Origin of the sequence: Aeromonas sp. R5-1 (genome assembly GCF_040908265.1) — a bacterium.
Taxonomy (GTDB): Bacteria; Pseudomonadota; Gammaproteobacteria; order Enterobacterales; family Aeromonadaceae; genus Aeromonas; species Aeromonas caviae.
The window spans coordinates 16,340-34,786 of record NZ_JBFODJ010000026.1 but is presented as its reverse complement, the minus strand read 5'-3'; the positions used below and the strand labels follow the sequence as shown (position 1 = coordinate 34,786).

20 protein-coding genes and 1 tRNA gene are annotated in these 18,447 nt (G+C 62.2%); 10 read left to right on the top strand and 11 right to left on the bottom strand.

All coding sequences use genetic code 11. The features are described 5' to 3' along the window. The 5 genes from AB5Y64_RS03615 to mepA all read right to left on the bottom strand — a co-directional run bounded on the left by AB5Y64_RS03615 (position 1) and on the right by mepA (position 3,116). A tRNA-Ser gene (locus tag AB5Y64_RS03615) sits at positions 1-88 on the bottom strand. A gap of 265 nt (positions 89-353) precedes the next feature. Continuing rightward, positions 354-971, bottom strand: a complete 618-nt coding sequence (locus tag AB5Y64_RS03610) for a TPM domain-containing protein (protein ID WP_010675024.1) — start codon at positions 969-971, stop codon at positions 354-356. A 22-nt stretch (positions 972-993) separates the two neighbouring features. Continuing rightward, positions 994-1,728, bottom strand: coding sequence for a YgcG family protein (locus tag AB5Y64_RS03605; RefSeq protein ID WP_257709677.1), 735 nt, complete (start codon positions 1,726-1,728; stop codon positions 994-996). After that, positions 1,725-2,330 (bottom strand): LemA family protein, encoded by a 606-nt coding sequence (locus tag AB5Y64_RS03600; protein WP_010675022.1) that lies wholly within the window; start codon positions 2,328-2,330, stop codon positions 1,725-1,727. The genes AB5Y64_RS03605 and AB5Y64_RS03600 overlap by 4 nt, the downstream gene beginning before the upstream one ends. Before the next feature lie 42 nt (positions 2,331-2,372). Then, positions 2,373-3,116: a penicillin-insensitive murein endopeptidase gene (gene mepA / locus AB5Y64_RS03595; protein WP_270835807.1), complete on the bottom strand. Its 744-nt coding sequence runs from the start codon at positions 3,114-3,116 to the stop codon at positions 2,373-2,375. Between the two features lie 174 nt (positions 3,117-3,290). Here mepA and AB5Y64_RS03590 point away from each other — a divergent pair, with 174 nt between their 5' ends. Both AB5Y64_RS03590 and AB5Y64_RS03585 read left to right on the top strand, forming a co-directional pair. Then, the gene (locus tag AB5Y64_RS03590; RefSeq protein ID WP_052816455.1) at positions 3,291-3,833 is read left to right on the top strand and encodes a hypothetical protein; all 543 of its coding nucleotides are present in this window, start codon (positions 3,291-3,293) and stop codon (positions 3,831-3,833) included. Between the two features lie 212 nt (positions 3,834-4,045). Beyond that, positions 4,046-4,324, top strand: a complete 279-nt coding sequence (locus AB5Y64_RS03585; protein WP_029314670.1) for an RNA-binding protein — start codon at positions 4,046-4,048, stop codon at positions 4,322-4,324. A 69-nt stretch (positions 4,325-4,393) separates the two neighbouring features. Here the strand turns inward: AB5Y64_RS03585 and AB5Y64_RS03580 are convergent, their stop codons facing one another. Next, complete coding sequence (locus tag AB5Y64_RS03580; protein WP_368203284.1) at positions 4,394-5,293, bottom strand: aldo/keto reductase family oxidoreductase; 900 nt, start codon at positions 5,291-5,293, stop codon at positions 4,394-4,396. 166 nt (positions 5,294-5,459) lie between these two features. Here AB5Y64_RS03580 and AB5Y64_RS03575 point away from each other — a divergent pair, with 166 nt between their 5' ends. The 3 genes from AB5Y64_RS03575 (at position 5,460) to ltaE (ending at position 7,753) form a co-directional block, all read left to right on the top strand. Continuing rightward, positions 5,460-5,867 (top strand): XRE family transcriptional regulator, encoded by a 408-nt coding sequence (locus AB5Y64_RS03575; protein ID WP_368203283.1) that lies wholly within the window; start codon positions 5,460-5,462, stop codon positions 5,865-5,867. Between the two features lie 75 nt (positions 5,868-5,942). Further along, complete coding sequence (locus tag AB5Y64_RS03570; protein WP_368203282.1) at positions 5,943-6,650, top strand: short-chain dehydrogenase; 708 nt, start codon at positions 5,943-5,945, stop codon at positions 6,648-6,650. A gap of 86 nt (positions 6,651-6,736) precedes the next feature. After that, entirely contained in the window at positions 6,737-7,753 is a 1,017-nt protein-coding gene (gene ltaE, locus AB5Y64_RS03565) for a low-specificity L-threonine aldolase (protein ID WP_128314237.1), read from the top strand. A 63-nt stretch (positions 7,754-7,816) separates the two neighbouring features. Here the strand turns inward: ltaE and AB5Y64_RS03560 are convergent, their stop codons facing one another. From AB5Y64_RS03560 to AB5Y64_RS03545, 4 genes are all read right to left on the bottom strand, one after another. Then, positions 7,817-8,248: a PAS domain-containing protein gene (locus AB5Y64_RS03560; protein WP_171865346.1), complete on the bottom strand. Its 432-nt coding sequence runs from the start codon at positions 8,246-8,248 to the stop codon at positions 7,817-7,819. Between the two features lie 32 nt (positions 8,249-8,280). Continuing rightward, positions 8,281-9,303, bottom strand: coding sequence for a response regulator (locus AB5Y64_RS03555; protein ID WP_039038699.1), 1,023 nt, complete (start codon positions 9,301-9,303; stop codon positions 8,281-8,283). Positions 9,304-9,349: 46 nt separating this feature from the next. After that, complete coding sequence (locus tag AB5Y64_RS03550) at positions 9,350-10,294, bottom strand: LysR family transcriptional regulator (protein WP_171865345.1); 945 nt, start codon at positions 10,292-10,294, stop codon at positions 9,350-9,352. An 83-nt stretch (positions 10,295-10,377) separates the two neighbouring features. Beyond that, positions 10,378-10,926, bottom strand: a complete 549-nt coding sequence (locus AB5Y64_RS03545; RefSeq protein WP_223918117.1) for a DUF2982 domain-containing protein — start codon at positions 10,924-10,926, stop codon at positions 10,378-10,380. A gap of 322 nt (positions 10,927-11,248) precedes the next feature. Here AB5Y64_RS03545 and AB5Y64_RS03540 point away from each other — a divergent pair, with 322 nt between their 5' ends. The 5 genes from AB5Y64_RS03540 (at position 11,249) to AB5Y64_RS03520 (ending at position 17,165) form a co-directional block, all read left to right on the top strand. Then, on the top strand, positions 11,249-13,189 hold the full coding sequence (locus AB5Y64_RS03540; RefSeq protein ID WP_029314665.1) for a bifunctional diguanylate cyclase/phosphodiesterase: 1,941 nt from the start codon (positions 11,249-11,251) through the stop codon (positions 13,187-13,189). Positions 13,190-13,343: 154 nt separating this feature from the next. Then, positions 13,344-14,906, top strand: a complete 1,563-nt coding sequence (locus AB5Y64_RS03535) for an AbgT family transporter (protein WP_113070138.1) — start codon at positions 13,344-13,346, stop codon at positions 14,904-14,906. Between the two features lie 67 nt (positions 14,907-14,973). Continuing rightward, the gene (nfsA, locus tag AB5Y64_RS03530) at positions 14,974-15,699 is read left to right on the top strand and encodes an oxygen-insensitive NADPH nitroreductase (RefSeq protein WP_010675008.1); all 726 of its coding nucleotides are present in this window, start codon (positions 14,974-14,976) and stop codon (positions 15,697-15,699) included. Positions 15,700-15,852: 153 nt separating this feature from the next. Further along, positions 15,853-16,617 (top strand): hypothetical protein, encoded by a 765-nt coding sequence (locus AB5Y64_RS03525; protein ID WP_010675007.1) that lies wholly within the window; start codon positions 15,853-15,855, stop codon positions 16,615-16,617. Continuing rightward, a complete protein-coding gene (locus tag AB5Y64_RS03520; protein WP_368203279.1) occupies positions 16,611-17,165 on the top strand; it encodes a VOC family protein in 555 nt (184 codons plus the stop codon). The genes AB5Y64_RS03525 and AB5Y64_RS03520 overlap by 7 nt, the downstream gene beginning before the upstream one ends. Here AB5Y64_RS03520 and AB5Y64_RS03515 read toward each other — a convergent pair. Further along, positions 17,150-18,403 carry an MFS transporter gene (locus tag AB5Y64_RS03515; protein ID WP_214003197.1) on the bottom strand — a complete coding sequence of 418 codons (1,254 nt, stop codon included), beginning with the start codon at positions 18,401-18,403 and terminating at the stop codon, positions 17,150-17,152. The two genes, AB5Y64_RS03520 and AB5Y64_RS03515, sit on opposite strands and share 16 nt — an antisense overlap. Positions 18,404-18,447 lie beyond the last annotated feature (44 nt).

Genomic DNA, 18,447 nt, shown 5'->3' with positions numbered 1-18,447 from the left:
TGGCGGTGAGGGAGGGATTCGAACCCTCGATACGTTGCCGTATACACACTTTCCAGGCGTGCTCCTTCAGCCACTCGGACACCTCACCAAATTTTTACTGCTTGAAGTGGCTTTCGGAGCACGCTGCGCGTGCATCTTGCCGACTTCGTCGGTGGGCAGCCTCTCGGATACCTCACCAAATTCTGGTCTGTGATTTAACGTGTTCAGCCAACACGTGCACTCTGCGCCGTTGCGCTGGAACGGGGCGTAATTTAGGGGAAAGGGCTGCCTGGGTCAACCACTTTTCCCCTTATTTTTCATAATCTTTATCGAGTGCCTATCCCTTGAACAGAATGCCGGTTTTTTAAGCCCGTTCAGGGCTTGTCGAGAATGATCAGGCTGTCAGGCAACTCGTTCTGATCCCGGGTGGCGGGGAAGGCGTCGGTCAGAATGGCGCTGGTGCGCTCCACGCACTCCAGGAACCCCTGCTCGACCTCCTTGTTGCGTACCCGAACCACGAAGTCGTCGATGATCTGCTGCCACTGGGTGTTGTCGATGTGCTGGGCGATCCCGTCGTCTACCAGGATCTCCACATAGTGCTCCGCTACCGAGACGAAGATGAGCACCCCGAGCCGGTCCCGGGTGCGGTGAAGTCCCTGCTCGACAAACTGCAGGCGGGCCATCAGGGCGGCCCGGTGACGGCGTACCTTGTTGGGAATGAGTCGCATCTTGATGGGCGTCCAGTGGAACAGCAGGCTCAGCAGCAACCAGACCGACCACTGCACCAGCAGGATCTCGTACCAGCCAAGCCAGAAGCCGAGCTGGAAGACCAGCAGGGGGGTGAGCATGGCCAGCAGGGCGGCCCACAGGGTCGGGATATAGCGATAGCCATCGCTGGCCGGGGCCAGCACGGTGACCAGTTCGGCATCCGTGGCCTGCTCGGCCTGTCGAACCCTGGCCTGCAAGGTGTGGAAAAACTGTTTCGAAATCATCTTGTTGTCTCTTTTTCCCTGATTACCAACCGCCAGATGCACCGCCGCCGCCAAAGCTGCCGCCGCCACCACTGAAACCGCCACCACCACCGCCAGTGCGGCCGCCAAAGGAGCCGGCACCGAATCCACCGGCCATGTAGGCGGCCTGGCGACGTCCTCCCGGCCCACCGCCGCCGCCGCGCAGATTGTGCAGCACGATCATCGCAATCACCACCAGGATGAAGAGCCAGGGACCTCCCTGCTTGTCGGCCTTGCTGGTGTTGTCCACGGGCTGATACTCCCCGGCCAGGGCCTGCATGATGCCCTGGCTGCCGGCGAGGATGCCGGCCACCATGTCACCGCGCTTGAAGGCGGGCAGGATCCGGGTCTGGATGATATTGGCGGCGATGGCGTCGGGCAGGGCACCTTCCAGGCCATAACCCACCTCGATGCGCACCTTGCGCTCGTCCTGGGCGATGATCAGCAGCACGCCGTTGTTCTTGCCTTTTTGGCCGATGCCCCAGTGGCGACCGAGCTGGTAGCCGTACTCTTCGATGGTATCCCCCGCCAGCGTGTCGATGGAGACCACCACCAGCTGGACGCCGCTGCGCTTCTCGAAGACGGCCAGTTGCTGTGCGAGTTGGTGGGCCTGCTTGCGGGACATCAGATTGGCCTCGTCCACCACCCGCCCGGTCAGGGCCGGGAAATCGGGGGCGGCATGCAGTGCCGTGGCACAGAGCAGCAGACAGAGCGCCAGCCAGTGTCTCATCACGTTCATTGGAAGCTGACCTTGGGCGCCTCATCGGCACCGGGTTTGGCGCTGAAGGTGGGTTTGGCTTCCAGATCGGAGTAAAGCAGCTTGGACCAGATGACCCCGGGGAAGGTACGGATCTCGGTATTGAACTGGCGTACTGCCTCGATGTAATCCCGTCTGGCCACCGCGATGCGATTCTCGGTGCCTTCCAGCTGGGCCTGCAGGGTCAGGAACTGCTGATCGGCCTTCAGATCCGGGTAGCGCTCGACCACTACCATCAGCCGGGAGAGGGCGCTGGAGAGCTGCTCCTGAGCCGCCTCGAACGCCTTGAGCTGGGAGGGGTCACTCACCTGCACGCTGCCGACTCGGGCACGGGCATCGGTGACCGCCTTGAGGGTCTCCTGCTCGTGGCTGGCGTACCCCTTGACGGTGGCCACCAGGTTGGGAATGAGATCGGCCCTGCGCTGGTACTGGTTCTCGACCTGTCCCCAGCTCGCCTTGACCTGCTCATCCAGGGTCGGAATGGTGTTCATGCCGCAGCCGGTCAAACCCAGCAGCAGGGTCAGGGTCAGCAGGGCACGGGTACCACGCTGCCAGAGTGAAGTGGCCATCTTGTTGTTCTCCATTGATATTTCTCTCGGAAATAGGTTCACCATAACAGCTTGTGGTCAGCCCTCACAACGCCTGGGTAACAGGGGGGCGCGGTAGCTCATCGACACCTTGGGCAGCTGGGGTTTGTCCTTGAGCCAGGAGGCCAGCTCCTCCCCACAGCCATTGCCAGGAGGAATGGGAGCCTGGGACTGGCAGTCCGGACTGTTTGCCGGGCAGCGCAGGCGCACGTGAAAGTGGCTGAAGTGGCCGACCCAGGGGCGCAGCTTGGCGACCCAGGCTTCACCGGGTGCCTGTTTGCACACCTCGGCCTTGATGACGGGGTTGACGAAGATGCGCGCCACCTCGGGGCGATCGGCCGCAAGGCGCAGCAGATTGAGCTGCCTTGGGCTGAATCGGCCGGGCAGCATCCGGTAGCTGGGTTCGTCGATCAGCGCCCACTCCCTGGGGGCATCCTGCTCCCAGCTGCTGATGGGTCTGTCAGCCATCCTGAACCAGATGTCGGCATCCAGGCCGGTCTGGTGGCTGCGATGACCTGAGGTAAAGGGCCCCCCGTGCATCATGGCGAGGTCGGCGATATAGAGATCCGGCATGCCGGCCAGTCTGGTCTGGTTGGCCAGATGCTGCAGGTAATGGATGAGGTCGGGGTGACCGTAATAGCGCAGCCGTTTGGTGCGGATCACCTGATAACCAGGGCCTTCGAGGGGCAGGGCCACGGCATTTTTCAGGCAGCCGGCGGAGTAGCCGCCGATGGCCTCGGCATAGAGTGTGCTCGCGGACAAGAGCAGGGCGGTGGCGAACATGGGACTCCCGGGATGGCGCCCAGTGCGGGCTCAGACAGCCCCAAGCATACCAAGAGTGGCGGCTGGCCGTCATCCGTGTCGCGGTGGCGGTTGCATCGCGGCGCGTCGCTCGCGCACAATGCGCGGCAACGCAGCGACGGCAAGGCCGTTCGCATCACAGAAGGAGAAGAGAAGATGAGAGTCAGTGAGCTGGCAGCGCAAGAGAACGTGCGCTGGCTGATGCCCCCGGCCCGGCGGTTTTACGGGGTCATGATCTGCCTGTTGCTGGCGAGTCTCGCCACTGTGGTGGCCGCCCTCTGGCTGGGATATCCCGACATGGGCCTGCTGCCCTGGGTCGGGGTGGTCTTTGGCGGTATCGTGCTGGTGATGATGGTGTTGCCGCGCAACTGGCAGCGCTGGCGTCTGGCGGAGCTTGCCTGGGATGAACGTCATCTTTATCTGCTCAATGGCGGCGAAGACCGGGCCTTGGCGCTGCCCAGGGCTGTGCTGGTGGGCATGGAGCGGGATCGAAAGGTGGGACACGATGGCCAGTGGCTCGATTTCAGCCTGGATCTCGGGCTGGATGAGGTGACCCTGGCGACGGCCACCAGCCTGCTCGGGTTGTCCCGGGAAGGGACTCACGAAGTGGCCTCCGGGGTCTATCGATTCGGGTTCAAACGTGCCTGGCATGGGCGTCGTGCCCTCGGCACATTGCTGGCCGAGCTGCACCCGGCCTGACTATTTTCTCGACAATTCATCCCAATGCTCAGATACTGCCTCTGATTCGATTTGATCTTTCCTGCTCCGATAGCCCAAGAGATCAAGGACTTGGGATACGAAGCTGGAAGTGCCATGGCATGATGCCGTGGCTGGTCCGGCAGGGGGGTTGTGCCCTTACTCCCAGGTCGGTGGATGCATAGATAAGGCACCTTGAATCGAGAGTGGATGGCATGAAGATTTACGTAGGTAATCTGTCGTACCGGATGACGGCCGACGAACTGACAACCGTGTTCAGCCAATTTGGGCAGGTAGACAAGGTCGATATCATCATCGACCGCGATACCGGTCAGTCCAAGGGGTTTGGTTTCATTGAAATGCCGGTCAATGGTGAGGCCGAGAAGGCCATCGCCGAGTTGCACGGCACCGAGGTCGGCGGCCGCACCATCACGGTCAATCAGGCCAAACCGAAGACGGATGCACCCCGTGGTCGCCCCCAGCGCCATCGTTGAATCGTCTCGATAACGGAAAACGGCATGGAATCCTCCATGCCGTTTTTGTTTTCAGGGTCTGATGCAGACTCAGGGAACGTCGTAACCCAGAGCGGCCTTGCGGATGCGGAACCACTGCTGGCGAGTGAGCTCAATGGACTCGGCTGCCACGGCGGCGGCGATCCGCTCCCGTTTGCCGGAGCCGATGAGGGGCAGCGGCTGACTCGGCAGCATCATCACCCAGGCGTAGACCACCTGCTCCAGACAGTTGGCGCCCACCTCCTGGCGGATCAGCTCGAGTTCCGTCCGCAGCGGGGCATATTCGGGGGCATGGAACAGCCGCCCGCCGCCAAGGCAGGACCAGGCCATGGGCTTGATGCGCAGTTGCTGGCATTGATCCAGGGCACCATCCAGCGTCCCCTCCTGATGGAGCGGGGAGATCTCCAGCTGGTTGGTGACCAGGGGGAAGGGCAGGCGGGATTGCAGCAGGGCGAACTGGTGGGGCGTGAAGTTGGAGACCCCGGCGTGCTTGATCTTGCCTGCCTGCTTGAGGGTGACGAAGGCGTCGGCCACCTCGTCGGCGTCCATCAGGGGGTCGGGGCGATGGATCAGCAACAGATCCAGATGATCGGTGCCTAGCTTTTGCAAGGAGGCTTCGGCACTGGCAACGATGTGTCCCTTGCCGGTGTTGTAGTGATTCAGGGCGTGGGCCGGATTGGCGGTGAGGGCGATGCCGCACTTGCTGACGATCTCCATGCGATCGCGCAGGGAGGGCTCCAGGCGCAGGGCATGGCCGAAGGCCTCCTCGCACTGGTAGCCACCGTAGATGTCGGCGTGATCGATGGTGGTGACCCCGAGATCAAGGTGATATTTCATCAGGTCCAGCAGGGCGGCGGGGGAGAGCTGCCACTCCATCAGGCGCCAGTAGCCCATGATGAGGCGGGAGAAGGTGGGGCCTTGCTCGTGCAGGGCCAGACGGGATACGGACATGGTGACTCCTCTGGAGATAACAATGCGAAAAGAAAGGGGCAAAATCATGTGCCAGCATCTTGGTCTCTTCCGGCGGACAAGGCAATAATGCCCCCTTCGCGAATTCGAACTATGGTTCTGACTCCGACGGGTCAAGATCCCGGTGTCAGTGAGAGGAGAAGGGGTGATGGAAGGATTTGCCGCCAGGCTGCAAAGCCTGATCGGGGAGGGGAGCGTGAGCGCTTTTGCCCGCAAGGTGGGGTTGAGTGAAGCCCTGATCCGCAAGTATCTGAAAGGGGCCGAGCCCGGCCTTGGCAAGGCGAACCAGATTGCCATGGGGGCCAACTGCTCGCTGGAGTGGCTCGCCACCGGTTGCGGGTATCTCTATCGTCAGGCCGAGGTGGTGGACAGGGACGCGCTGGCGGCGGCGGGGGCGCTGGTGCAGGAGACCCGTCCGGGAAAACCCATGCCGGACGAGGAGCAACTGGTGACCCTGCTCGCCTATTACCAGTTCCTGCGCAGCCACAAGCAGGTGGACGGTTTTCTGGACCTGGCCCGGGCGCGGGAGTTTGGGCGCCATCTGGCCGAGGCCTGAGCCTGACGGGTGCCCCCGGCAGTCCGCCATTCTTCTGATACCCTCTAAGCAGTGATCAAATCCAAGGACACGCAGATGAGCTATCTGATCCTGGGCAGTGGCGGGTTGGGCAGTGCGCTGGCACGGGCGCTGGCCAGACGGGGCGAAGAGTGGTTGCTGGCGGGCAGGCAACTGCCCAGGGGGCTGGATCCCGCCTGCTATTTTCCGCTGCAGGAGGTGGACCCGCTCTCCTTTGAGGCCCTCTTTACCCTCTATGACAGCACCACCCTGCCGACGGTGGTGATCAACACCATAGGCCTGCTCCATGATCTTGCCCACATGCCGGAGCGGCGGGTGGAGGAGGTGACCCCCCAATGGCTCGAAGAGAGTCTGCTGGCCAATGCCTGGCCCCACCTGGCCCTTGGTGCCAACCTCAGCCGGCGCATGATGCCCCAGAGCACGCTCTGGCTCTGCACCCTCTCGGATCGGGCGGGATGCCTGGAGGAGGGGGGCCAGGAGGCCATGTGCCACTACAGCTACCGCATGAGCAAGGCCGCCCTCAACATGGGATCCCGGATCCTGGCGGGTGAGTGGGCCGGACGTTTTCCCGGCGCCGGTGTCATCACCGTGCATCCCGGCCTCATGAATACCCCCATGCAGCAACCTTTTCTTCAGGAGACGGATCCCGCTTTGCTGCAGGACCCCGCCGAGGTCGCCGTCCGCCTGCTGGATCTGATGGCCACACTGACGCCGGCGCACTCGGGCCGTTTCGTGGATCTGCAGGGTCAGTCGCTGCCCTGGTGAGCCGCCGGGCTCACATTCCCGCTTGCCGTTTCTTGCCAGCCGGGTGTCGGCTGGTTAATGTCATCGTCCTGCATCAGGAGGATGACATGCGCTATATCGATTTACGAAGTGATACCGTGACCCAACCCACGGAAGCCATGCGCCAGAGCATGCTGCATGCCGAGGTGGGAGACGATGTCTATGGGGAAGATCCCAGCATCAATGCGCTGGAGCGCCGCGGCGCCGAACTGCTTGGCAAGGAGGCGGCCCTGTTCGTGCCCTCCGGCACCATGTCCAACCTGCTGGCCATGATGAGTCACTGTCAGCGTGGGGAAGGGGCCGTGCTGGGGGCGGCCTCCCACATCTATCGCTACGAGGCCCAGGGCTCTGCCGTGCTGGGCTCGGTGGCCCTGCAATCCGTCCCCATGCAGGCGGACGGCACCCTGGCCATCGAGGATGTGCGGGGGGCCATCGCTCCCGATGATCCCCATTTCGTCCAGACGCGCCTCGTCTGCCTGGAAAATACCCATAACGGCAAGGTGCTGCCATTGACCTACCTGCGCGCCATGCGCGAATTCGTCGACGAGAAGGGGCTGAAGCTGCACCTGGACGGGGCTCGCCTCTTCAATGCGGTGGTGGCAAGCGGGGAGCCGGTGGCCGCCATCGCGGCGCATTTTGACAGCATCTCTGTCTGCCTCTCCAAGGGACTGGGGGCACCGGTGGGTTCCCTGCTGGTGGGATCGGCTGCGTTCATCGCCCACGCCAGACGGCTGCGCAAGATGCTGGGGGGCGGCATGCGCCAGGGAGGGATCCTGGCCCAGGCCGCCCTGTTCGCGCTGGATCAGCACGTTGCCCGGCTGGCGGATGATCATCGCCGCGCCAGGCGTCTGGCAGAGGGGCTGGCCGCCTTGCCAGGCATCACACTCAACATGGGGGAGGTGCAGACCAACATGGTATTCCTGCGCCTGACCCAGGGGGATCCCGCCACCTTGCTGGGTTTCATGAAGGAGCGCGGTATTCTCTTCTCCGGCTACGGGGAGCTCAGGCTGGTGACCCACCTGCAGATCACCGACGATGACATCGACGAGGTGATCGACGCCTTCACCGAGTACCTGAGTGGCTGACGCCATTCCCCATCGCAACAACAAGGGCGCCATCGGGCGCCCTTGTTGTCATGGCAGGGTCGGTCATCCCTGGCGCTGGCCGGTGATCAGCATGGCCTCGTCGGTGGCGTCATAGATCATGATGGCCAGGTGGGTGACCTCTCCGGCGAAGTCGGCCAGCGGCACCAGGGTCAGGTTCTGGTACATGTAGGGGGCCGATCCCGTGATGGGGCGGTAGTTGGAGAAGCGCAACAGGTAGGGGCGCTGTTCCCAGGTGCTGAAGGCACGGTTGTTGAGCTTGAACACCATGTTGGCCTTGCGCTCGAACCAGACCTTGTCCACATCGGGGAAGAGCGAGAACAGCCCTTGATCGCGCACTTCGCCTGCCAGCCGGCCGCTGTGACTCTCCATGAAGCCGTTCCACACCTGGATCCGGTACTCCCTGTCGAGCACGACCAGCCCCACGTCCAGATTCTGGACGATGTTCATCAGCCAATGAAATTCCCGAATGTCCATGGTCACTCCTGGTGGTTGCTGCCGCGGGGCGGTCAGAGCATGTGCATGATCTTGTTGTTCATGGTGGCGATGGAATCTTCGGTAAACAGCAGCAAGAGATCGCACTGCACCGCATAGCCCTGCACCCGATAGTTGATCTCGATGGCCAGAGTGCGGCGCCAGCGGCTCTGGTTGGTCCGAATGAGATCCTGAATGGGCCTGTGCTGGCCCAGCACCACGGGGTGACCCTGGCTAAAAGGGGTGTCGAGCTGGTTGGCGTAGCCGCGCAGGAAGGCGCCGATCAGCACGTTGGCGGTGTCCATCAGCAGTTCCAGCTCGGCGCCGTGATCCAGCTCCCCCTGATGGTTCATCAGGCGGGCCAGGTCCTGGAAGCTGGCATCGTGGAACAGCAGCAGGGCCTCCCCGGCGATCCCGGCCCCGATGAAGCCCTGACAGACCGCGGAGAGCGTCTCCGACTCGGCGGCGGCCGAGAGCGCCATGTGCAGCTCGGAGACCTCCAGCACGTTGACGTTGGGGATGGGGAGCAGCACGAAGGCGCCGAGCAGGCGAGCCAGCAGATCCGCCCCCTGGCCCATGGCGACGTTGGCCAGCTCCTGATAGACATCCCGCAGCTCGGGGGTGAACTGGATGCTGCTCTGGGCAGCCTGGTGGCTGGCGACGGGCTGGGGCTGGATGGCCGTCACCTGGGTGGTCGATTGCCACAGACCGTGGCGCTTGAGCAGGGCAAGGAGGGTGTCCGGGGAGGCCGGCTTCTTGATGAAATCGAGGGCGCCAAGGGCCATGACACGCTCATGGGCTTCCGGCTGGATGTCGCCGGAGACCACGATCACCTTGCTGCGCACCCCCTCTCGCTTGAGGGTCTCGAGAACCCCATATCCGTCCATCTCCGGCATGGTGAGATCGAGAAAGATCAGGTCCCCGTGCCCCATCAGGATCTGCTCGACCCCTTCCAGTCCGTCCGCGGCCTGGTGCAAGGTGACATCCCAATCGGCGGGCAGGGCGCGCACCAGCTGTTTGCGCGCGAACCCGGAGTCATCACATATCAATACATTCATAGTGTTAGCCGACCTGTGCAACGAGGATTGCGCTAAGTGTGGGTCATCAGCCGTCAGATGCAACGGGCAGCGGTTGCGCCGGTGAAAATTGATCGTTCTGCTGACGGGTGCGATAGCGCTCGGAGTGCTTCTCGACGAAATCGGCGAACATCTTAACACGCAACGGGGTGAACCGGGGCTGGCAATGGAGCATGTAGAAGGGACGTTTTCCCGACTGCCAGTCAGGCAGGACGGGGACGAGCTGACCATCTTGCAGGAAGGGGTGCACATAGTGCTGCGGGGCGTTGACGATGCCGAGGTGGCGCTGGGCTGCCCGCACGGCGGCCTGGGTCTGGTCGATGCAAAGGCGGGGTGTGCGCTTGATGCAGACCGTCTGTTCGTCCCGCCCGTTCAGTTGCCAGTGCTGGTGAGGCCAGCAGTAGATGAGATCGTGTTCTTCCAGCTGGGTCGGGTGGGAGGGCACACCCATCTTCTCCAGATAGAGGGGGGAGGCGAACAGACCGTACTGGATGTGACCCAGACAGAGGGCGTTGGGCAGGGTCTGGGGAAGCTCGCCGTTGAAAAAGACCAGGTCCCTGTCCTGATCCGCCTGGAGGGCATGATCGTTGGACTGGCGGATGTCGAACTGTACCCCGGGATAGCGCAGGCCGAAGTCCACCAGCATGTCGACCAGGATGGTGTTGGAGAGGGCGATGGGGGCCGCGAGGCGGATGAGGCCGCTGATGTCCGTCTCCTCACCCCGAATTTCGCCGGTGGCCTGCTCTATTTCCGCAAGGGGGGTACAGAGGCGCTCGTAATAGCGCAGCCCTTCGTCGGTGAGACGCAGCTTGCGGGTGGATCTGTGCAGCAGGCTGCATCCGAGCTGCTCTTCCAGTTGGGAGATACGTCGACTGATGGTGCCGGTCGGCATGCCCAGCGCAGCGGCGGCGTGGGAGAAACCGCCCTCTTGCACCACCTTGACGAACAGATAGAACTCTTCGATGTACTTCATAAGCGGTTTTAGGGGGTGTTCTGGCTGTAACAAGCCAGTGACCTTATGAAGAGTCACCGGGCTTGGCAAGCGCAATCCGGCGTTTAATTGATCTGGATTAGATTCGACTCGCGCTGGTATTGCTGGAGCAGATGGACGAAATCTTCCGGGGATCTGTCGAGGCTGTTGTCCGGCACCAGCAGATCGTACCCCAACAGATCACGCAGCCGTGCCATGCGGTTGCCGAGCATGGCGATCACCCCCTCATAGCGCTGGCCGGAGGGTGAGCAGAAGCGGCTCTCCTCCAGCAGTCCCTCTCCCAGGAGCCCACTGCCGCACCCTCCGGTCGGGCAGTCGGAGCGCTCGCTTCGCATGGCCTGCATCAGCACGGCGCGCTGCTCGGTCAGCAGACGGACGGCGAGCCGGGGTGTGATCAGCGTCAAAAAAGCGTCGTAATCCTTTATTTTCAAGCCGATGTAGGGCAGCTCCACCAGATCCCACCCCAAATGGATACGTGGTTGGTCAATTCGCTGAATATTTCTCCATTTCAGGATCCAGCCGCCGTACTTGTGATGGTATTGCAGGCAGTCCTGACACAAAGAGAGACTAAAATGAGGCTCACCCAGTTTCCAAACCCCGACAAGAATTGTCATCAGACCCGCCAGGAGGAGGGAAATGGCGGGGATTAGTAGTTGTTCACGAAGAAAAAAAAGTATAAAAATCATAGCAATGGTTATCACCATGCCCAACAATACCAGTGTGAGTCCATTTCTTCGTACCATGGGGATCACATGTAGCGTTTTCATATGATTTCGGCCTTTTTTCATCCGTTTGTTATCCGATTATGGGCCGGAACGGATTTTGTACCAGCGTGAATACTCCTGTCAGGGGGCGCAAGCGGCTGGTTCGACCATGAGCTTTCAGCATGAATCATCACTCAACATGAATACGCTAGACGAACGCCTGCTCACCGTGATGGATGTCCTCCACACGCCGGTCTGGGTCTATGACATCCAGCGTCATCATATTTACTGGGCCAACGATGCTGCCCTCGGGCTCTGGGAGGCGAGCTCCCTGGCCGAGCTGAAGTCCCGGGATTTCTCCGCCGACATGGCCGCCGCCATCGATCTGCTGCTGCAGCGCTATCTCGGCGATTTCCAGCAGGAGCGCAGTTACAACGAGTGGTGGACCCTCTCGCCCAAGGGGGTCAAGAAGCAGGTCTATCTGCGTCTTTCCGGGATCCAGCTTGCCGGAAGGCAGATGATGATGGCGGAAGCGGTCATCGATGCCGACACCCTCTATCAGGAGTCCTCCCTCGCCACCGGCGACACCCTGGCCTGTCTCTTTGACAACGAGGGGCGCCTCGAGAGCGGCAACCATCACTTCGACATGTGCTTTGGCACCGGCATTCTGACGCTGCCCCAGATCTTCTCCGGTGCGGACGAGGCCTTCTATCGTCGCCTCTCCCGTCTGGACGAAGTAGTGGCCGAAGGGGAGTGCCGCACCCAGAAGGGGATGCGCTGGTTCCAGTACCAGTTTCGCCATATCCAGCAGGGGGCACGGATCCTGCTGACCATGCGGGACATCACGGATCGCAAGCTCGAAGAGCTGGAGCATCGCCACCTGGCCTGGCACGACTCCCTCACCGGGCTGCTCAACCGCTACGGCCTGATGAAATCCCTGGAAGCCTATTGCGGCCTCGGGGGGCGCTTTGCCCTGGTGTTCATGGATCTGGACAACTTCAAGCTGGTCAATGACAACTACGGCCACAAGGCAGGGGATCGCCTGCTGGAGCGGGTCGCCGGACGGCTCAAGCAGATCTGCCCGCGGGACGTGGAGCTGGCGCGCCTTGGCGGGGACGAGTTCACCGCCCTGGTGCCCCTCAACCAGGCGAGCGATCGGGCCCAGGAGGTGGCGGATCTCATGCTCTCCCAGATGAGCAAGCCACTGCAGCTGAGCGGTGTCCCCGAGGTCACCATCGGCGGCAGCATCGGCATCGCCATCTACCCGGACGACGCGGATGACGGCGACAACCTCATCACCCGTGCCGACATGGCCATGTACCAGGCCAAGCAGATGGGGCGGCTTCGCTGGCAGCGCTTCACCCCCAGCATGCAGCAAAGCCTGCACCGCAAGCTGACCCTGAAGCAGTTCCTGGCCAAGGCCGTCGGGCGGGGGGAGCTCAGCCTGCGCTATCAGCCCCAGGTGGATGTGGCGCAAGGTCGGGTCATCGGTTTCGAGGCCCTGGTACGCTGGTACAATCCCGTGCTTGGCCATGTGTCGCCGGCGGAGTTCATTCCGCTGGCCGAAGAGATGGGGCTCATCCGGGAAATCGGAAGCTGGGTGCTTTCCACCGCATTGGCCCAGATGGGGGAGTGGCAGCGACAGGACGGGGTGAGGGTGCCGGTGTCGGTCAATCTCTCGGGCTTCCAGCTCTCTGCCAGTTTGCCGGAGCTGGTGGCCCAACTGCTCGAGGTATTCTCGGTGGAGGCGGCGCTGCTGACCCTGGAGCTGACCGAGACGGTGCTGATGCTCGACATGAAGGGGTGCATCGAGATCCTCGACGCCCTGAGCGAGCAGGGGATCAAGATCGCCATCGACGACTTCGGGACGGGCTACTCCTCCCTGGCCTACCTCAACCGGTTGCCCATCGACACCATCAAGCTGGACCGCTCCTTCGTGGTGGGGCTCAACCTGCCGGTGATCCGGGCGACGGTGGCCATGGCCACCAGTCTGGGGCTCGGGATCCTGGCGGAAGGGGTGGAGGAGGAGCACGAGCTCGCGGCCCTGCAGACCCAGGGTTGCCACGTCTTCCAGGGATTTCTGTTCAGCCGTCCCATGACCCCGGAAGAGGTGGCGGCAGCGGGGTTCGCAGTACAGTGCCGGCTGGGCCGCTATCCCCTCGCAAACCATTGAGCAAGTTGTCGATAAATGTGCGGCATCTCCCATTTATGAAGTGTGAGATGCCAAATTAAACATAATTAATCGAATTTTTGTCTCATATCATGGGATCCATTAGACGTTATCGCTAGTATGCGCGCTCATTCCTTGGTAATGGAGTATCACCATAATGAGTCAAGCTGCAGTGAACGAGCGTCCGGCCCCTCCCAACGGCTGGTTGAACCGCTTTCTGAACGGGGTGGAGAAGGCGGGCAACAAGCTGCCGGATCCCGCCATGCTCTTCCTCTATGCCTTGCTGATCGTCTGGGTCGGCTCCTGGATAGGCTCCCAGTTCTCCTTCGATCTGGTCAATCCCCGCACCGGAGAGGCCGTGGTCATCAACAACCTCTTGACCGGGGCAGGGCTGGCGGACTTTCTCGCCAGCATGGTCACCACGTTCACCGGGTTTGCTCCCCTTGGCATCGTGCTGGTGGCCATGCTGGGGGTCGGGGTGGCTGAACAGTCCGGTTTCATCAACACCGGGCTCAAGAAGCTGCTCAAGGTGACGCCGGCGCGCTTTCTGACCCCCATGCTGATCCTAGTGGCCATCGTCAGCCATACCGCCGCCGATGCGGGCTATGTGCTGGTGATCCCCATTGGCGGCATCATCTTCCATGCAGCGGGTCGCCACCCGCTGGCGGGGATTGCCGCAGCCTTTGCCGGGGTTTCCGGCGGGTTTGCCGCCAACTTCCTGCCCTCCGGCGGGGATGCGCTGCTTCAGGGTTTCACCCAGTCTGCAGCCCAGTTGTTCGACCCTGACTACATGGTCAACACCCTGTGCAACATCATGTTCACCGGCGCCTCTTCCTTGCTGATCATCTGCGTGGGCTGGTTTGTCACCGAGAAGATTGTCGAGCCGCGCCTCAAGCAAGTGCCTCTCAACGAGGATCTGGAGAGCGCCGACGAGATGGGTCGTTACAGCGCCCAGGAGAGCCGGGCCTTCAACTGGGCCGGGTTCGCCATGCTGGCGGCCGTGGTGCTGCTGGGGCTGGCGCTGGCCCCCGGCGACTCGCCGATGAGGGCACCGGACGGTTCCCTCACCACCTTCGCCGCGCCGGTGATGAAGTCCATCGTGCCCCTCATCTTCCTGCTCTTCATCCTGCCCGGGATCGTCTATGGCTTTGTCGCCGGCAGCTTCAAGAGCGGCAAGGATGTGATCGACGCCATGTCGGCCACCATGAACAAGATGGGCTCCTACATGGTGATGGCCTTCTTCTGCGCCCTCTTCATCAAGGCGTTCGGGGATTCCAACCTCGGTACCCTGCTGGCGCTCTCCGGTGCCGAGGTGCTTCACGCCCTGGCGTTGCCGGGAGAGGTGACCATCGTCGGCATCATACTGCTGACGGCCACTGTCAACCTGGTGGTGGGCTCGGCCTCCGCCAAGTGGGCCCTCATCAGCCCCATCCTGGTGCCCATGCTGATGGCGGTGGGGATCTCGCCCGAGCTGACTCAGGCCGCGTATCGGGTGGGGGATTCCGCCTCCAACATCATCACCCCGCTGATGGTCTTCTTCCCCCTGGTGGTGGTCTATTGCCAGCAGTATGTGAAGAGCACAGGCATCGGCACCCTGGTCTCCATGATGCTGCCTTACTCCCTGGCCTTCCTGGTGAGCTGGACGGGCTTCCTGCTGCTCTACTGGGCGCTGGGGTTCCCGCTTGGGTTGCAGGCCCCCTATGTCTATCCTGCCCCTTGAGGGTGACGGGGGGCCTTGGGCCCCCCGCTTTTTTTGGGTAGAGTGTGACCTTCATTCCGGAGGTACCATGAACCCGACCATCGATCTCATTCTTTCCCATCGCTCCATTCGCCAGTTCACCCCAGAGCCCGTCAGCGCAGAGCAGCTGGATCAGATCCTGAGCGCCGCTCAGAGCGCCGCGAGCTCCAGCTTCCTCCAGGCCAACAGCATCATCCGGGTCACCGACAAGGGGCTGCGGGCCACCCTGGCGGAGCTGGCCGGCCATCAGGCCTATGTGGTCGAAGCGGCGGAGTTTCTGGTGTTTTGCGCCGACTACCATCGTCACAGCCAGATAGTGCCGGAGGCCCGCACCGGCTTCGTGGAGCAACTCATGATCGGGGCCATCGACGGCGCCCTGATGGCGCAAAATGCCTTGCTGGCGGCCCAATCACTTGGGCTGGGTGGGGTCTATATCGGCGGCATTCGCAACAATCCGGCCGAGGTGAGCGAGGTGCTGGGTCTGCCCCATCAGGTGATCCCGCTGTTTGGCCTCTGCCTGGGTCATCCCGCCCAGCGGCCGGAGCAAAAACCGCGGCTGCCCCGGGCGCTGGTGGTGCACGAGAACCGCTATCCTGCCACCCTGGATCGCGCTCTGTTGGCCCGGTACGACGGGCAGATCCACGACTACTACCAGGCCCGCAGCAGCAACAACAAGGATCAGACCTGGAGCGGGCAGATCAGGGGGATCCTGGGCAAGGAGGCGAGGCCCTTCATGCTGGGATTCCTGCAGTCGAAGGGTTTTTGCCTCAAGTAATGGGGGAGGCGGGCGATATGGAGCATGACGCACCGGATGCGGTCACCACCTGTGAGCGTTCTTGTGAGGCAATACGGGATCTGGGCGCTACCCTATGAGGCTAAGCTGTTGTAGGATCTCGCAATTGGATTGGGACTGGAGTGTGAACACCCTATGATTTTAACCCTGATATTGCTGTCAATCGGCGCACTCCTGTTTTTGGTCATCGCCTATAACGTGGTGCAGCAATACAAGCAGAAGGCCGAATCGGACAAGCGCCAGGCCATTGCCCGTCACAAGGCGGTGGCAGACGAGACCGAAGAGGTGTTGCTGAACGTCAACCTGGTGCCCTTTTCCAAAAACATGGTGCTGCTGTTGCAACACCGGATCCTGGATGCCTACCGCGCCATCGCGCTGGTGATGCCCAATGCGCAGGTCAAGCAGCGCATCGCCGACGTCCAACTCCAGATCAAAAACGTGCAGGAGAACTACAGCAGCCAGGACGAGGGGCATTTCAAGACGCCGGAGTCCGACCGCCAGGCCATCCAGATGCTGCAACTGGCCAAGAAGATGCGGGCCGTGCTGCGGGTCGAGCACAACAAGGGCAAGATAGATCCCCAGGGCTTTGCCCAGGAGGATCGCCGCCTCGAGCTGATGCAGCTCAAGATCAACATCGCCAACCTGCTCAAGCGGGCCATGGATGCCCAGATCCAGGGGCAGTACGGCACCTGCCGCCAGCTCTACACCAAGGGACTGGGGGCGCTGGCCAATGTCACCGACAAGGATCCCTACCTGCTGGCGCGGGAAGAGGACATGCGTCAGGGGATGCGCCAGCTGGAAGAACACCTGCAGCAGCACAGCGAGAAGGAGCTGCAAAACATCAAGGACAAAGAGACGGACGAACTGGACGTCCTGTTCCAACCCAAGAAGAAATGGTGATCATGTCACATCCCCTGGATTCCACACTGGGGCCCATGGCCCCATTTGTTTGCCAACTGCTCACGGAAATGCATGCCGTCATGGGAGTCAAGGACTCCCCCGTGGTGGATCACCTCTGCTACCGCGCCGCCACCCTGCCGGAATATCTGGAGTTGAAAGCGGTGCTGGCCGCCCACGGAGTCTTGCTGGTGGAGGGGATGATAGGCGGTCGTCCCATCGCCACCTATCGCTTGCACCAGCCCGTCTGCTGGGAGCAGGTGACCGTCCCCTGCATCGAACTGGCCGCCCCCAAGGCGGGTCGAAGCCATCAGGCCGGGCTCGAACATATCGAGCTGGTGGTGCCCTCGCTCACGGCCTTGGTGGCGACGCATCCCGATGTCCCCTTCAAGACCGGCAACATCGATGACGGACGCAATCCGGATATAGGATTGATGCTGCCCTCTGGGCAGATCAAGCTTCATCTGCGCCCGCTTGAGGAGGTGATAGATGAAGAGCTCTGTACCGGCGCCGTGGTGCCGGTACCGGCGGACTATTATGACGGTCTGTGAGGGGAGGGCCCGTTGACGGGAGCCTGACCCTGTGGCGTCAACGTACAAGCGGGCGCCACACGTCCTTTCAAGTGACCGAGCCAGAGGCTCAACCCCGCGGTGATCATCAACACCAGCTCGATGCCGAGTACCAGACCCCAGAGCCCCCCTTGCTCCCAGAAGGGGTGCAGATAAAGCCCACCCAGACTGGCTCCCAGGTAATACCCCACCAGATAGAGCGACGAGGCGAGCGCCCGGTTGTGCTCCACGTGCTGGCCGACCCAGGCGCTGGCACAGGCGTGGGCCAGGAAGAAGCCAAAGCTCGAGACAAGCAATCCCCCGATGATGGCGACAAGGCTCCCCTGCAGCAGGGCCAGGCTGCCAAGTGCCATCAAGGTTATTCCCGCCAGCAGCAGGCGTTGTGCTCCCCAGCGATGGGCCCCGCGGCCGCTCAGTGAAGAGGCGACGGTGCCGGTGAGGTAGGTCAGAAACAGCATGCCGAGCCACTGGGTCGGCAGGGAGAAGGGGGCCTTGGCCAGCAGGAAGGTGAGATAGCTGTACTGATTCAGGAAGACCATGAAGTTGAGGCCGCCGATGAGATAGGCCCCCACCAGCAAGGGGTTGCCAAGGTGGCTCTGGATGGCACGGCGCAGTTGCCCAGGCGCTGCCTCCACGGCCACGAAGCAGCGCTGGGCGGGCAGCAGCCAGATGACCAGTGGCAGCAGGGCGAGGCTGATGATCCCGATACCGAGGAAAGTGTGCTGCCAGTCACCAAACCAGCCAGCCAGCAGACCGCCGACCACCCGGCCCGCGATGCCCCCCAGGGAGTTGGCCGCGATATAGACGCCGACGGCTACGATGAGGGCACGTTTGCTGAACTCTTCCCCCATGTAGGCAATGGCGGTGGCGGGCAGCCCTGCCAGCAGGACGCCTTGCAGGATGCGCAGGCTCACCAGCACATCAAAGTGGGTGACCCAGGGGATGCACAGGGAGAGCAGGATGGCGGCCGCCAGGGTCCACAGCATGATCCGCCGCCGTCCGAACCGATCAGCCAGACGGGCACAGACGAGCAGGGAGCCTGCAAGCCCTGCGGTACAGCCTGCCAGCGTCCAGCTGGCGGACAGGGCGCTGACCGAGAAAACCTCTGCCAGGAGCGGCAGCAGGGGATGGGTCTGGTAGAGATTGAGGAATACCAGGAAGGAGCCCAGGCTGAGGGCCAGGGTGGCGCGTATCCATTCGCGACTGCCTACTTCGATCATATGGAGTTGTCCCGACGACTTTTGTGCAGGGTAGTGCGACGAAA